The 14,801-nt window shown below is 37.5% G+C and carries 19 protein-coding genes; 5 read left to right on the top strand and 14 right to left on the bottom strand.

Annotation, left to right across the window (positions count from 1 at the left end):
- From B808_RS05610 to B808_RS05595, 3 genes are all read right to left on the bottom strand, one after another.
- The gene (locus tag B808_RS05610; RefSeq protein ID WP_035422424.1) at window positions 1–846 is read right to left on the bottom strand and encodes a DUF1351 domain-containing protein; all 846 of its coding nucleotides are present in this window, start codon (window positions 844–846) and stop codon (window positions 1–3) included.
- A 407-nt stretch (window positions 847–1,253) separates the two neighbouring features.
- The gene (locus B808_RS05600) at window positions 1,254–1,481 is read right to left on the bottom strand and encodes a hypothetical protein (RefSeq protein WP_035422420.1); all 228 of its coding nucleotides are present in this window, start codon (window positions 1,479–1,481) and stop codon (window positions 1,254–1,256) included.
- Window positions 1,482–1,660: 179 nt separating this feature from the next.
- Entirely contained in the window at window positions 1,661–1,960 is a 300-nt protein-coding gene (locus tag B808_RS05595; RefSeq protein WP_035422418.1) for a hypothetical protein, read from the bottom strand.
- Between the two features lie 62 nt (window positions 1,961–2,022).
- Here B808_RS05595 and B808_RS05590 point away from each other — a divergent pair, with 62 nt between their 5' ends.
- Window positions 2,023–2,247, top strand: coding sequence for a DUF2188 domain-containing protein (locus tag B808_RS05590; protein ID WP_035422416.1), 225 nt, complete (start codon window positions 2,023–2,025; stop codon window positions 2,245–2,247).
- Here the strand turns inward: B808_RS05590 and B808_RS05585 are convergent.
- Both B808_RS05585 and B808_RS05580 read right to left on the bottom strand, forming a co-directional pair.
- Window positions 2,244–2,429 (bottom strand): hypothetical protein, encoded by a 186-nt coding sequence (locus B808_RS05585; RefSeq protein WP_035422414.1) that lies wholly within the window; start codon window positions 2,427–2,429, stop codon window positions 2,244–2,246. The two genes, B808_RS05590 and B808_RS05585, sit on opposite strands and share 4 nt — an antisense overlap.
- A gap of 30 nt (window positions 2,430–2,459) precedes the next feature.
- A complete protein-coding gene (locus B808_RS05580) occupies window positions 2,460–2,681 on the bottom strand; it encodes a hypothetical protein (protein WP_035422412.1) in 222 nt (73 codons plus the stop codon).
- A gap of 128 nt (window positions 2,682–2,809) precedes the next feature.
- Here B808_RS05580 and B808_RS05575 point away from each other — a divergent pair, with 128 nt between their 5' ends.
- The 4 genes from B808_RS05575 to B808_RS05560 are packed head-to-tail and all read left to right on the top strand — an operon-like array spanning window position 2,810 to window position 6,289.
- Window positions 2,810–3,457: a LexA family protein gene (locus B808_RS05575; RefSeq protein WP_081716750.1), complete on the top strand. Its 648-nt coding sequence runs from the start codon at window positions 2,810–2,812 to the stop codon at window positions 3,455–3,457.
- Between the two features lie 9 nt (window positions 3,458–3,466).
- Entirely contained in the window at window positions 3,467–3,688 is a 222-nt protein-coding gene (locus B808_RS05570) for a hypothetical protein (protein ID WP_035422408.1), read from the top strand.
- 29 nt (window positions 3,689–3,717) lie between these two features.
- Entirely contained in the window at window positions 3,718–5,079 is a 1,362-nt protein-coding gene (locus B808_RS05565) for a DUF3329 domain-containing protein (RefSeq protein ID WP_035422406.1), read from the top strand.
- A gap of 55 nt (window positions 5,080–5,134) precedes the next feature.
- Window positions 5,135–6,289 (top strand): tyrosine-type recombinase/integrase, encoded by a 1,155-nt coding sequence (locus B808_RS05560; RefSeq protein WP_035422404.1) that lies wholly within the window; start codon window positions 5,135–5,137, stop codon window positions 6,287–6,289.
- Here the strand turns inward: B808_RS05560 and B808_RS05555 are convergent.
- The 9 genes from B808_RS05555 to typA all read right to left on the bottom strand — a co-directional run bounded on the left by B808_RS05555 (window position 6,260) and on the right by typA (window position 14,766).
- Entirely contained in the window at window positions 6,260–7,957 is a 1,698-nt protein-coding gene (locus B808_RS05555) for a ComEC/Rec2 family competence protein (protein ID WP_225349224.1), read from the bottom strand. The genes B808_RS05560 and B808_RS05555 overlap by 30 nt on opposite strands.
- A 71-nt stretch (window positions 7,958–8,028) precedes the next feature.
- Window positions 8,029–8,514, bottom strand: coding sequence for a ComE operon protein 2 (locus tag B808_RS05550; protein ID WP_009167142.1), 486 nt, complete (start codon window positions 8,512–8,514; stop codon window positions 8,029–8,031).
- Window positions 8,515–8,569: 55 nt separating this feature from the next.
- Window positions 8,570–9,199 (bottom strand): helix-hairpin-helix domain-containing protein, encoded by a 630-nt coding sequence (locus B808_RS05545; RefSeq protein WP_009167143.1) that lies wholly within the window; start codon window positions 9,197–9,199, stop codon window positions 8,570–8,572.
- Between the two features lie 55 nt (window positions 9,200–9,254).
- Window positions 9,255–10,304 carry a SepM family pheromone-processing serine protease gene (locus B808_RS05540; protein ID WP_009167144.1) on the bottom strand — a complete coding sequence of 350 codons (1,050 nt, stop codon included), beginning with the start codon at window positions 10,302–10,304 and terminating at the stop codon, window positions 9,255–9,257.
- On the bottom strand, window positions 10,291–10,776 hold the full coding sequence (gene coaD, locus B808_RS05535; protein ID WP_009167145.1) for a pantetheine-phosphate adenylyltransferase: 486 nt from the start codon (window positions 10,774–10,776) through the stop codon (window positions 10,291–10,293). Before coaD ends, B808_RS05540 begins: the two co-directional genes overlap by 14 nt.
- Window positions 10,777–10,779: 3 nt before the next feature.
- Window positions 10,780–11,334: a 16S rRNA (guanine(966)-N(2))-methyltransferase RsmD gene (gene rsmD, locus B808_RS05530; protein WP_009167146.1), complete on the bottom strand. Its 555-nt coding sequence runs from the start codon at window positions 11,332–11,334 to the stop codon at window positions 10,780–10,782.
- Window positions 11,331–11,603, bottom strand: coding sequence for a YlbG family protein (locus tag B808_RS05525; protein WP_035422399.1), 273 nt, complete (start codon window positions 11,601–11,603; stop codon window positions 11,331–11,333). The genes rsmD and B808_RS05525 overlap by 4 nt, the downstream gene beginning before the upstream one ends.
- A gap of 21 nt (window positions 11,604–11,624) precedes the next feature.
- The gene (locus B808_RS05520) at window positions 11,625–12,794 is read right to left on the bottom strand and encodes an FtsW/RodA/SpoVE family cell cycle protein (RefSeq protein ID WP_035422397.1); all 1,170 of its coding nucleotides are present in this window, start codon (window positions 12,792–12,794) and stop codon (window positions 11,625–11,627) included.
- Window positions 12,795–12,927: 133 nt separating this feature from the next.
- Window positions 12,928–14,766, bottom strand: coding sequence for a translational GTPase TypA (gene typA / locus B808_RS05515; protein WP_035422394.1), 1,839 nt, complete (start codon window positions 14,764–14,766; stop codon window positions 12,928–12,930).
- Between the last annotated feature and the right edge of the window lie 35 nt (window positions 14,767–14,801).

Raw genomic sequence — 14,801 nt, 5'->3', positions numbered from 1 at the left:
TTAGCCACGCTTTCTGTAGATTAATCCTGCGTTATCCATATAAGCTTCTAAAGCTTTAATCTGCTCTTTAGTTCCTGATAACTCATAGCTAACTAGAACTTTGTCAATGACTTCGCCAGTTGACCTGTCTACTGATTTAGTCTCACTGACTTTAACTTCGTCCTGCTCACGACGTTGTTTCTCTTCTTCCGCACGCTTGATATCGCTATCGATGATATCTTGGATTTCTAGAACAGTACCGCCGTTGCTCAGTAGATGGACGTATGGTACTGGATCAACACCTGCTTTATGAGCGTACTTAGTAAGAACTTCAACATTTTGTTTACGACGCAGTTCATCCGCTTGTGCCAGCTTAATTTGTTCGACAATTGCATCCTGCCATTGCTTCTTGGTAGTAGATTTGTTCAAAAAGCGTGGATCGATTGTGATGGTATCAGCTGAAACGCCGTAGTTTGGAGCAACGTCATTAATAAACTGCTGAATTTGTGTACGTTTAGCTTCTTTCCATTTCTCGTCATAAGTTTTGAGCTGTTTATCAATGTTGACGCTAGTTTCCTTGATATCATCTTCAAGCGGTTTGATAGCATCTTCAAAGGGCTTAATTTGAGCCATATAGTCACGTTTAACTTTGCGACGCTGTTCATCAAGACGATTGAACAATTTATTCAATTCCTGCTTAGTTTTCTTGTCATTTTGGTAAGAGTCAGCAGTGACTACTAAGCCATCGTACTTTGCTCTAATATCTTCAATTTTGGCTTGCAGAGTGTCAAAGTTTCTAATGTGGATTGGTTGTGGTTTGTAAGTGATCGTAGTTGTTTCGTCTATAAAAAGTTCCTTGCTATTCATCGTCTGTCTCTCCTATAAAATCTCGGCAAAAAGGGCAAAAATTAACTTTGATTGAGTCGTCAGGATTATATTCATCCATATACTCTCTAACTTGTTCGTCGGTCGGATCTCCAGGGTACAAAAGGTCGTACTTATCTCGAATATCCCAGATATTCCAGTATTGAATTTCGTGGTTATATCGGTCGATTGAAAAGTATCCTAGTCCGTACTCTTGCTTTGGAATTGAGTTTCTTGACGCACAGTAGTCACAAGCCATTAGCGCACCGCCTTTCTAACAATTCTTTGCAAGATAGTCGGTTGCTTTCTAAACGTTCTTGCGCTAGAATTGAATTGTTTAATATTTAAAAAAATTAAGTTTTCTCGACTACTTGTTGTGCGCAAGTAGTCTTTTTTTGTTTTATTCATAGCTAAGCCACCTTTTCATATTTGTCAGTTTCAAAATTGTAAGCATATCCGTAACCTTTAAAATTGATAATCGTGTCTAAATCGATTTCTTCGTCTGAATTAAATCCAAATGCTTCGACTAGTTGATCACGTAATTCCATTGCTTTGTCGCTTAGATAAGCACCTGATTTGTTAGCTTCTTTTACATATTCGTCAACAATTAGTTGTGTCTGTAATTCTTCCTTTTTCATTTTCTTATCTCCTTTTTATTCAAAAAAATCTTTAAGTTTGAAGTCTTTAATAGTTCCGTTAAAACAATCGATAATAATTTGGATAATGGTTATAACGATTGGTATAGCGATAATTGTTAGCAAAATTGTTCTGAAATTAATGATGAATAAACAAATTGCTTTAGTGATCAGGTCAATCATTAGTCCCACACCCTTTCTGTATAATCACGTAACGCTTTGTAGAACTCATCGGGATAGTAGTAGATAGACCTGCCAAAATTCCCATTTTTATTTTTCTTGTGATGCTCAATTGCTCGAAGTTCAGGAGATCCAGCAATCTCAGACCATCCAGTCGTCGACTGCCTAGATATCTCTTGAGCTAGCTTTGTATCGATAACTGCGTACTTGAGTTTCAAGTTCTTAGCAATCGGTACTAATAGCTGTTCTGCAACTTCTTCAGCAACTTTGCGATGAAGTTCCAAAATTGCTGTATCGTCCATATTCTTCTCCTTTTTTTAAATTTTTATTTGTTATAATCATCTCAAGAAAGGAGGTGGTTATAATGTCAAAACAAGAACATGTTGTTACAAATCCCAATGGCGGTTGGGATGTAAAATCTGATAATTCTTCCAAGGCTTCCGAACATTTTGACGGTCAGCAAGAGGCAATTGCTTATGCACAAATCGTTGCTAAAAATCAAAATGCAGAACTTTTTATACATGGAAAAGATGGAAAAATTAAACGTAGATGGAGTTATGGTACTGACCCATTTCCGCCTAAAGGCTAATCTTTTGCAGGATAAAGTTTAGCCAAATATCCTTTAGCAGGAATCACATCAGCAGTTGTGATTTCTGCTATTTTTTTGCCATCGTCAGAAACAATTTCAATTCTGTCGTACAATCTTGCATTTAGGATTTCGTTGCCATTAGCAGGATGAATGATGATTACTGGATCGTTTTCGCTTTTCATATTTATCGCCTCCTTTCAATTATCTTGATGTCATTTGACATCATCTTGTTCAAAAAAAATATCTGTTATAGATACCCCTAAAGAATTAGCTACTCTCTTTGCGTAAGGAGGAAAAACACTTTTTCTTTTTTCCAAAACGTCTTTAAAATACGATCCTGACGCATGTATATGCTTTGCAAATCCAGTTACTGTAAATCCAGATGTTGCAATTAATCCATTTAGTTCTTTAGTATCTTTTACTTTGTATTTCATGATTCCCTCCTTTCTTGATTCAATACTATAACCCATAATGTCATTTGTCAACACTTTTGATAAAATAATTTGTATTTTTGACAAAATATATTGCATTTTTGATAAACTTATTTCGAAAGGAAACCGTAATGATGGCAAATGAAAATAATTTTGGATCTGAAATTAGAAATATAAGGCAAGAAAAGAACTTTACGCTCAGGCAAACTGCGTTACAAGCTAAAATCGATCCAGGATACTTATCGCTTTTAGAACGTGGTAAAAGAAATATACCAAAACCCGATACTTTAAAAAAACTAGCTAAGGGCTTAAGAATTTCAGAAAATAAAATTTTTGAAATGGCTGGTCTAACAACGCAGTTGCCTGATAACATGAAAAGAATTTCTAACGATGATCTAGTCAACGTCCCTATCATCGGAGAAATTGCTTGCGGAGAACCTATCATCGCTGAGCAAAATATCGACGGATATCTTCCAATTCCGCACGATAACGTTAAGGATGGTAACTACTTCGTACTTAAGTGCCGTGGAGATAGCATGGAGCCAACGATAACTAACGGATCTAATGTTTTGATACGTGAACAACCTGACGCTGACGATGGGCAGATCGCTGCGGTACTGCTGGATGATGATACGACGGCAACGCTGAAACGGATTAAGCATATTAAAGACAGCGTTTTTCTAATTCCTGACAATCCTAAGTATGAGCCAATTGTGCTTAATGAAGATAAGTCTGGGAAAATTATTGGTATTGTTAAAATGGAAATGAAGATGTTCTAGGAGGAAAATATGGATAAAAATACATTAAACAAATTTAAAAATACTGAAATTGACTATGTACATTTCATAACTGAAGGCGATGAAAACGTATGTGATATTTGCGATAAATTGTGGGAAAACAATCCTTACTCTATTGATGAAGCTCAAAAAATAAGTAAAAACTTACATAAAAATTGTAGATGTAAATGGATTGCTTGCGATAAAGACGATACATTGAGATCTAGTATTTAGATCAATCTTTAAATATTTGGAGGAAAACATTGGTAAATTATTTGAAGAAAAATTATATATATATATTCATCTTCTTTATATTTCTATTTATGGCTTATTGGTCAACCATAACTCCTTTATGGACTGATGATTGGCGTTCCATTGTTAATGGCGTCGGGCTTAATTTTTCTCAAATAATAAATACACAAATAATTGCATATAACAATTGGTCTGGACGTGTTTTTGGCGAAGGCATATCACGGTTACTTGTTACATTGCCAAGACCTATTTTTGGAATTTTAAATTCTTTGGTATTTATTTTACTTAGCATTTTAATGCTAAGGCTTTCCAAAAATAAATTGCAAAGTACAAAAGAGTCATTCATTAGTTACTTTTTTATTATTATTTCATTATTTCTTTTGACCCCTACTTTTGGACAAGTATTTTTATGGACAAGCGGCAGTGGTAACTATTTATGGACACTAACTGCAAATTTAGTATTTGTTTGGTTGTTTATTAATATAGACAAAGTAAAAATTATAAATAAAACAATTCTTTACATTTTGATGATTCCTTTAGCAATAGTTTCAGGTTGGTCAAATGAAAATACTGGTGGAGGCGTTATATTATTATTAATTGGTATGTATTTACTGAATTATTTTTATAAACGTAATTTTACAATTAATATTAAAAAATGTTTATTGATTGTTATATATATTTTTTCATATCTAGCGTTAATCTTAGCTCCCGGAAATGAAAAGAGAGCAAAAGTTTTAGACAAAGATTTTATAAACAAGAATTTTATAAATAGGATTGAGATAAGAATTCCACAAATCAATGTATTTATTTCCCAATATTTAATATGGATTATATTAGTATTTATAGCTCTTGCTTGTTTGAATATTTTTATATTTAAAAATAAAGAGATCGTTATGTATTCATTGGTTTGGTTTATTAGTAGCTTTGCAATGATTTATGCTATGGCGTTATCTCCTGAACTAACAGATAATCAGGATAGAGTATTCTTTAATGGATTCGTTTTTCTTATAATTGCAACTATTAGTTTAATACCTAAAAATATTGATAGCCCTATTATTAAATCAATAATGGCATTTTCAATAATATCATTATCAATAATCACTTTAATATCATTAAGTACAGGATTTATTGACTCTAAGCAAACAAATAATTCTATAAGTAGAAGATATCAATACATTAAAAATGAAATACAAAAAAATGGAAAAAATAAAACTGTTAAAGTTGATCCACTAGATTATCCTGGATACACTAAATATTCAGTAACTTTTGGAAATACTTGGGATTTACAAAAATATAGCAACAAGGGAGTATACACATATCCTAATAGTGAGTATGAGCAAATGTTTGGAGCAAATAAAATAATACTTAAATAAGCTCGTAAGAGCTTTTTATTTTAAACAATTAAAAACATACGTTCTGGGAGACAATATGTATAAATTGAAGTATTCAAAAAGGCATCCGCACATTTTTCAATATAAAGCAAAATCAGGCATTATATGGGGTTATCGCCTATCTTACTATGATGAGCTACATAATCGTCATGAGAAACAAAAGCGTGGCTTTGAGTCTGAGAATGACGCTAATCGTGCTATGCTAGCTGATCAAGCTAAGCTTGCAAGCAATGACGTCAACCTTGTTAAAAATCAAAATATTACTGTTCAACAATATATTAAAATTTACATGGACAACCATAAAAACAACATAAAAAAATCCACTAGCGTTAGCTATTGGACGGCTTTTAATAAACATATAATTCCTGCAATTGGAAATATAAAGTTAAGCAATTTAAACAAGATTAATTACACTAGCAAACTAATTAATCCAATGGTAGAAAAAGGATATAAGCGCAATACAATTCTCAGTTGCCACAATCGAATGATGACAATTATGTATGACGCAGTTGATAATGAGTTCATCGATCGTAATAAAATATCGCACGTTCAAATTCCCGATACGGGAAAGGAACAAAAACGAATTATGACTAAAGTTGAACTTAATAAATTCAATGCTCAATTAAATCATGAGTCACTTCTAACTCAAGTCATAATGTATACGCTTGAGCAAACAGGTATGCGTCAAGGAGAACTTTGCGGATTGCAATGGCATGATATTGACTTTAATAAATTAACTATTAGTATCAATCGCACACGTGATTACAATGGAGTTCGTTCCCCTAAAACTAAAGACAGCAAAAGAACTATTAATATTTCTAAACAACTAGCTAGTCTATTAAAAAAGTATCGTCTAAAAGTGTCTCAGCAATTCATACAAAAAGGAATAAAATTCGATGATACAACTTTTGTGCTCCAAAGCGAATATCTTAATCCACTGGTTAATACTGGTATATCTCTCAGACTTCGTAATACTCTCAAAAGAGCTGACTTAGGATACCTAGTCGGCAGTTTTACTGCGCACACTTTCAGACACATGTATGCTAGTTTTTTACTAAATTCAGGCGTTCCTGTTTCTGAAGTGTCGGCATCACTTGGGCATTCTTCTCCGCAAATGACTCTGTCTGTTTATACAGAGAGAAACCCTGAGAACGATGTTAATTTAGCTGACAAATTTAACGAATTGTGGTAACTTTTGCGGTAACTTTATATAAAATAGCTTATAAACGTTTTTACAAAGGCTTTCTTCTATACATATACCAATATGGTCAGAATCCTGATGACTTAAACATAGATTATCGATCCGATGAATTCCAATACTGTGTAAATAATTAATTGACGTTTGTTCTGCTTGATAGCGCTGTCCTTGTCTTCGACGATTGCCAAAATCAAGCCGACCACCAGTATCAATCAAAGTCACCGTCTGATTAAATGGTGCTCTGATCAATATGCTATCACCTTGACCCACGTCAAAGAAGGTGATTTCCCCAGTCGTTGGAAAATGAATTTGTCCAAATGACAGTAATAGTAATAAAAAAAACGTGATCCACCGTTGCCAAACTTGTTTAAAAAATGCTCCCAAGCCGACCAACAATAACAAGACCACGAGAACCAGCTGGGGCTTTCCAAAAATAATTTCCCCTGGGAATTGACTAATTCCATTGATTACCACTGTGATCTGTTGCAACAGCCAATTACTAATTTGCAAACCAGGTAACCGAAAAACCCCCAGCAAATAACTAACTAAAATTAACGGAAACACTAATCTACCAAAAATTGGCACCATCCATAAACTTACCAAAAAAGAGAGGCAATGCCAGGTGTAACCATGATATAAAATCAGGGGAAGCCCAATTAGGTTCATCCAAAGCATTTGTTGCCAGTAACGAGATGTATTTGTAACTAACATTGTAAATGATAACAAATAAGCCAGCTGACCGCCAAATTGACAAAGAACCCATGGATTAATCAATAAATGGAGCATCAAGGTCACTGCCCAAAGATCCAGCCCCCTTAAGTTAACCTGTAGTAACCGCGCTTGAATTCGTAATTCTGTCCCCAAACAGGCTCGCCATAGTCCAACGCCAAAGCCTGATATCACACAATACACTGGAAGCCAGCAGCAATTAAACCAATCGATCCATTTGCGACGAAGCCGTAATCGAGTCAATAAATAGGTTGCTAACTGTAAAAGAAAGTAGACGTGGCGTCCCGAAATCGTAAACAAGTGGATCAAACCTAATTGTTGCACTCCATTCAAATCAAGCCGGAAGTCTTCGGTTTGATAACCAAATAACAAACAAGCAGCGTATAACCGAACCAAGTGAGGAAACCGCCGTAACTGCCATAATCCCCAAAATCGCAACTCGTGTAATTTTTCTAAAAAAGTTGCTGGTGGTTGCTTAGCAATCAACCGGAGTTGCTGAACCTGTAGTTGTCCATTAATCCCGCGTTGGCGTTGAAAAGCGCCTCCATCAAATTGATTTTGATTCCCGCTTGGCGCCAAAGGCTGTAGTCGACCAGTTACTAATAAACTTTTGGTAGTATGCAACGTAGCAAGCATTCGTGATGTTGCTTGTCCGCGCAAATAAAGCTGTTGATGGAGACTAGGAACGGTTACCAACCCACTATAACGACTGCCCGACCACCTCAGATTGTCTGGAGTAATCCGAACCTGCAGGGTAACATGATTACCGGTTGCTTGTTGAAATGTTTGTAATTGGCTAGCACGGAATTGTTGCCAACTAAAAAAACATCCTGCCGGAATTATTAGGAGACAACAATTTATAAGGAAAAACCACCTAACTTGCAAGCAGGCTAGACGAACTGCCCATACTATCATTCCAATCGCACCATAGATCGGCGAAACGAAGAAAAATACCGCTAAAAGCGCCCACCAGACGGCTGTAAAAATCCAAAAATTTTCTTTAATTATTCATCGATAGATAAGTAGTCTGCAAAGGGTAAGTTATCAAATTGTTGCTGGTCAATCATTACCTGCGTCGCCTGAACCTGTTTTTTTTGTAACAATTGCTCTGCATATGGATCGTTATGATATTCTCTTACATATTTAATCGCAGTAATTCCCGCTTGTAACAACATTTTTGTGCACTGCAAACATGGAAAATCAGTTACATAAATGACCGCTCCATCCGTTGATTCACCAAACTTCGCACATTGCAAAATTGCATTCATTTCGGCATGAATTGTCCGTTCGCAATGATTATTTACTAAGTAACAACCGACGTCCAAACAGTGATCATCACCGGCAACTGAACCATTATAGCCGCAGGCAATTACCCGCTTATTGCGCACTAAAACCGCTCCGACTGAACGACGCTTACAAGTACTGCGACTAGCAATTAAAATTGCTTGTAGAATAAAGTATTGATCCCAGGGAATTCTTTCTCGCTTCATACAAGACCACCTCCTGTAGCTGATTTTCTCAAGTATAACAGCAATTATTGGTGGTTCAAATTGTCAAATTATCTTTCAATTTTGCGACAGTTTTAACACCAAAACCCGCTACGTTTTTGAGATCATCCACAGACTTGAATTCACCATGTGCTTGTCGATAAGCCACAATCTTTTCTGCTTTTTTTGCACCAACCCCATCGATTTGTTGCAATTTGGTGACATCCGCTTCATTTAAGTTGATCGGTTCCGACGGTTGTTCTGATCCACCCCCAGTCGGCATAGTAATTGCCTTAGTTTCTCCTTGAGCTGGAACATACAGGCTTTCTTGATCAAGAAGCTTTTTTGCCAAATTTACTTGTCGCTGGTCAGCCGTGGGTGTAAAACCTCCCGCCTGTTGTATCAACGTCTCGCAACGAGTTCCCGGTGGCAAATGATATACCCCCGGACGTTGAACTGCTCCCTTAACTTCCACTACAAAGGTCTTTTTCAGCATCCCTTTTTGGTGGATTGGTTGAGACTTAGGTGACACCGGCTGTGTCACCTGTTGCTGATTCTCACTACTAGCGACCGATTGCGGCCATAAAAAGTACCCGCTAATGACGACCATGATTCCAATTATCACAATCCATAATTTTGCACCATGATCTTGAACTAATTCAACCAACTTTTCTCGATACTTATCCATCTTATTCCCCTTTCTATAATTTTAAATACGAAAAAAGATGCCCATTACAGCATCTTTATTGTTTATTTAAATAATTAATAGCATCTTGGAAAGTGGTTACAGGGACAACTTTCATTCCTGGTGCATATTTAGCCGCCGTAGTTTTAGCCACCTGATAATTAGTCTGATGATTTTCTTCCATTGCCAAATTGGTCTTCGTTGGCTTTACGTACGGGCAGAAGAAAACTTTTGCACCGCTATCATGGGCTGCAATAATTTTTTTGTCAACCCCACCAATTTCACCAACTTGACCATTAGCAGCAATCGTTCCCGTTCCTGCAATTTTTTGTGGTTGATATGTTTTTTGTTCTAGTTGTGAATAAATCTGGAGTGCAAACATCAAACCTCCGGAAGGACCACCAATTTCACCTGGTTTGATACTAGCGGCCGGATTTGATTTCACAGAAACATCATCAGTCATTGTAATCCCGATTCCATTAAATCCCTTTGCAATTTCGCGTTTAAACCCAGTGGTAGTGTGGGGCTTTCCTTTTCTTTTGAAATCTATTTTTAACTTAGCGTTTTCTGGCAGCGACCGAATATATTTGACATAATCTGTGCTTTGCTTCAGCTGCTTTCCATTAATCGATTCAATCAGGTCAGCCGGTTCTAATTTATCTCTAAAATCAGAATTAGGTAGTAGATTCAAAACATAGACTCCATGGAAACTTCGTTGTACCGGTCGATTTGCGTGCTGGTATGCAACATAAATCGCATTATTAATTGCGCTTTCCATATAAACATTTTGAACATCATTAAACTGACTGCCACTTTGTCCACCGGTAATGTTATTTGCATTTTCAATTGTCAAATGTGGATTAAACCATGATTGAACATAAGTTACCGGACGCGCTTGAGATAACGAAACAGCTGTGATCATAAATTGATTTTTTTTGAGCGGTGGCTGTCCCGAAATCTTGACCATTGGTTGCAAATTAACTGCTTCTCCCGGAGCTTCCACCACTGTATTAAGTGGCCAAAAGAAAAACCACAGTAAAAATGAAAGCGCAGCTAACAATAAAATTAGAATGCGATAGTGTTGTAGCTGCTTACTAATTTTTTTCATGATTCTTCTCCTTCAGTGCTTTGAAAACTTGATCAGGAACGAACTGTCGCACATCACCATCAAACCGATTGATTTCCTTAACCATCGATGAAGAAATTAACTCGTAATCACGATTAGCAAATAATAGCATTGTTTCAATATCCGCATCCAACAGATTATTAAGATTGGCAATCTCTTGTTCATATACAAAATCGCGGGAGTTTCTAGTGCCACGAATCACAATGTTAGTATGTTCTGAACGGACAAAATCAGCAGTCAGCCCCTGATAGGATTTGATAGTAACATTTTTCAATTCAGTTGTACAACATTGGAGTAGCTGAATCCGCTCGCTAACTGAAAACAAGGTCTTCTTTTCGGGATTTCTTCCGATTGCCACCGTCACTTCGTCAAAAATTGTGCTAGCTCGACGAATAATATTCAAATGACCATTAGTTAAGGGGTCAAAACTACCCGGATAAACTGCTTTTTTCATGATTTAATCCTTATATTGATAAATTGTAATCGTTGTCAACCCATAGCTTTTTTGACGCACCATCGAATAATCTACGACCTTAGGCAATTTTGTTGCTCGATCGGTTTCACAGATTACTAACGCTGCTGGTTTTAACAACCCCTGCTGGGCTAGTTTATCTAAATCTATTTGCATTTGTTGCTGTGCATATGGAGGATCCAAAAAAACATAGTCAAACTGAGTCTCAGAGCCAGCCATGATTTCTATCGCCCGCGCCACCGTCATTTTTTTTATTTGAAATTTTGTTTTTGTGATTTTAAGGTTCGCCGCATTTTTTTCCATGGTTTTAACTGCCTGATACTGGCGATCAATCGCCACGGCTTGATCAACTCCACGTGACAGTGCTTCTAGGGCAACGGCTCCAGAACCAGCGTATAAATCTAAAAAATGCCCGCCACGAAAGCTGGGACCGATCATATTAAAAAGCGCTTCGCGAACCTTATCAGTTGTTGGACGCGTTTGACGGCCCGCAACTGGTACTAGTCGCTGTCCTCGATGAGTCCCGCCAATAATTCTCATGATAACTGACTATCCTCACTTAGTTGCTGATTTAGTTCCGCAAAATCAGCTGCCAAAGTTGCCGTTGGTGCAACTGCAACCGATTTAATCCCACGTAACTGCTTGATCTTTTCAATTTGTTGCTGTTCATCGGCCTGGTTTACATACATAATCGCATAGTGCATTTTCAGTGAAGCGTAACGCATATCTCCAAACTTAGCTAGTTGCCTCAGTGACCGTTGGTTAAGGAACCCAATAATCAGCTCAGTCCGTGCTGGAATTTCGCTCACGATCAATCTCCTCCTTAACGACTATAGTAATCCTTGATGTTGTTCAATTCGGCTAATACTCATTACCATACCCAAACAGAGACTTAGAGTCACAATACTCGAACCCCCGTAGCTAACAAAGGGCAAAGCCACTCCGGTTAACGGAATATATCCAACAGACCCACCCGCATTTAAAAGTGTCTGGACAAATAAATAGGCAGCGGTTCCATAACAAATCGAACTGTAATAAATGTTATTACTGCGAAATCCAATATCAATTGATCTAACAATTAACATTAACAATAAGCCAAGCACAAAAATAACGGCAACTAATCCTAATTCTTCAGAAATGATCGGCAAAATAAAATCAGTGTTAGGTTCAGCTAAATATCCCATTTTTTGAATACTATTACCTAGACCCCGACCCCATAAACCACCATTACTAATTGCATAAAATGAATTAATAAGTTGTTGTCCTGATGATTGCGGATGAAGAAACGGATTATAAACGGCAACAAACCGCTGAAATTGATAATGATGACTATTTGCAAAAAAAAGCCCAATTGGTTTTTTGAAAATTCGATATAAGGCTAGCGGTCCAATCATGACTAGTAGCGAATACAGCGTCAACCATCGCTTACTAGTAATTGTTGTTCCAAACATCACCAAAATAATAAACGTGTTGATCAGAGCGCCACCAGTGTCCGGTTGAATAAAAATCAGCCAGATCATTACCACTGGAAGCATTAAAGGATAAAATTTTTTGGGCCAAAAAAAGGTTCTCAAAGCACCATTTTGAGCAATCAAAAAACGTCGCTTCCAAAAAAGGTGGGCAAAGTAGACGATGAACAAGAATTTACACAATTCCGCTGGTTGAATACTAAATGATCCTAGTGTAATCCAGCCAGAAGCTCCATTGATACTTTTTCCCAAAAAAAGCAGTGCAATCAAAATAAAAAACATTGTTGAAACTGCTACCATCAAAAAAGTGATATTTTTCAAATAAACGAAGCGACAGCGAGACATGCCTAACACAATCATCAGACTAATAATTACAAATAAAATTTGTTTATGCAAATAGGACTGTGCCATTCCTTGATGTAACATCCCCATCCCTGCACTGGCTGAATAAACCATCACGATTCCAATTCCACACAGGATAATATAAGGAAAAAACAAATACCAATCAATTCCATTTAAAAATTTTTTCATGGAAACGCTCCTCAGACATCGTTGTTTGCTAGTAGTTTCATTGTACTAGTCTTTGAGAAGATTTTCATACCTTTACTAATCGCTCCAGCAAACCTTACGAAAAAACCACTCGTTAGGAGTGGTTTTTTTAAGCTTAGTGGTTATGTTTTTGTTTTTTTGCCGCTTTTTCTCGTTCATTCGTGTTCAAAATTCGTTTCCGCAGGCGAATATGTTCCGGCGTAACTTCGCATAGTTCATCACTATTCAAAAATTCAAGTGATTCTTCCAACGTTAAATGAACAGGAGCTTTAACTTTGGCGATATCTTCGGAACCAGCAGCCCGCACATTGGTCTGGTTGCGACCACGAGTGATGTTAACAGAAATATCATTATCACGCGAATTTTGACCAACAACCATCCCTTCATAAACCTCAGTTCCAGGATCGGTAAAGATCTGTCCTCGATCTTGAACCGCCATGATAGCATAAGTGGTAACTTTCCCAGTGTTAATCGAAACTAAGGTCCCATTACGACGACCGGGATCCCAATTTTTAACTACCGGAGCATACTTTTCAAAGCTATGATTCATAATTCCATATCCATGCGTAATGGACAAGAATTGAGTAGAGTAGCCAATTAAGCCTCGAGAAGGTACTAAGAAACTCAATCTCGTTTGACCATTCCCCACACTTTCCATGTTTTGCATTTCACCCTTTCGTTGGGACAGGGTGTCAATAATCGTACCAGAATATTCTTCTGGAGTATCAATTTGAACCATTTCATATGGTTCGCATTTGGCTCCGTCAACTTCCTTATAGATTACCTCGGGGCGAGAAACTTGGAGTTCAAATCCTTCACGACGTAGGGTTTCAATTAAAATCGAAAGATGCAGTTCTCCACGACCGGAAACCACCCATGAACCTGGATCATCAGTTTCATCAACTCGTAATGAAACATCAGTATGAAGTTCCCGACTTAACCGGTCAATCAATTGACGGGCGGTCACAAATTTACCTTCTTTTCCAACAAAGGGGGAAGTGTTGGTTCCAAAGGTCATTCGCATTGTGGGCTCATCAATACGTAGAATAGGTAATGCCTCAAGACAATCAGCAGCTGCAACCGTCTCTCCCACGTTGATATCTTCCATTCCGGAAACGGCAATCAGGTCTCCCGCACGGGCTTCCTTAATTTCAACCTTGTTCAAACCAACAAATCCCATAATCTTAGTAACACGGAATTTCTGCTGGGAACCATCGAGCTTCATCACCACGACGTTATCGCCAATCTTGATGGTACCTCTAAAGACCCGACCAATTCCAATGCGACCCACAAAATCATCATAATCTAGCATGGCAACCTGAAATTGAAGTGGTTCATCAGAGTTGTCAATTGGAGCCGGAATGTTTGACAAAATGGCGTCAAAAATTGGTTTCATCGTATGTTCTTGCGAGTCCAGAGCTGGATCTGTACTAGAAGTTCCGTTCATGGCCGAAGCATACACAACCGGAAACTCCAACTGACTCTCATCAGCACCAAGTTCGATGAAGAGATCCAACACTTCGTCAACCACTTCTTCTGGACGAGCTCCAGGTTTATCAATTTTGTTAATGACAACAATGGGAGTAAGGTGTTGATCCAAAGCTTTTTTAAGCACAAACCGAGTCTGAGGCATCGTTCCTTCGGCGGCATCAACCACTAATAAAACTCCATCAACCATCCGCATAATCCGTTCTACTTCCCCACCAAAATCGGCATGTCCGGGAGTATCTAGGATATTAATTTGTTTGCCATCGTATTTAACCGCTGTATTTTTTGAAAGAATCGTAATACCACGCTCTCTCTCAATTGGGTTAGAGTCCAAAGCTCGGTCTTGAATTTCATCATGACCATTCAGCGTATCAGACTGCTTTAAAAGTTCATTCACCAAGGTCGTCTTCCCATGGTCAACGTGGGCAATAATTGCAATGTTACGAATGTCATCTCTAGTTTTCAAAGTATTTCCTCCTTTTAGGGTGGGTAAAACGAACA

The sequence above is a fragment of the Fructilactobacillus florum 8D genome, from assembly GCF_000512295.1.
GTDB lineage: Bacteria > Bacillota > Bacilli > Lactobacillales > Lactobacillaceae > Fructilactobacillus > Fructilactobacillus florum.
The sequence above is the reverse complement of the archived record's forward strand: the minus strand, read 5'-3'. Positions and strand labels throughout refer to the sequence as shown.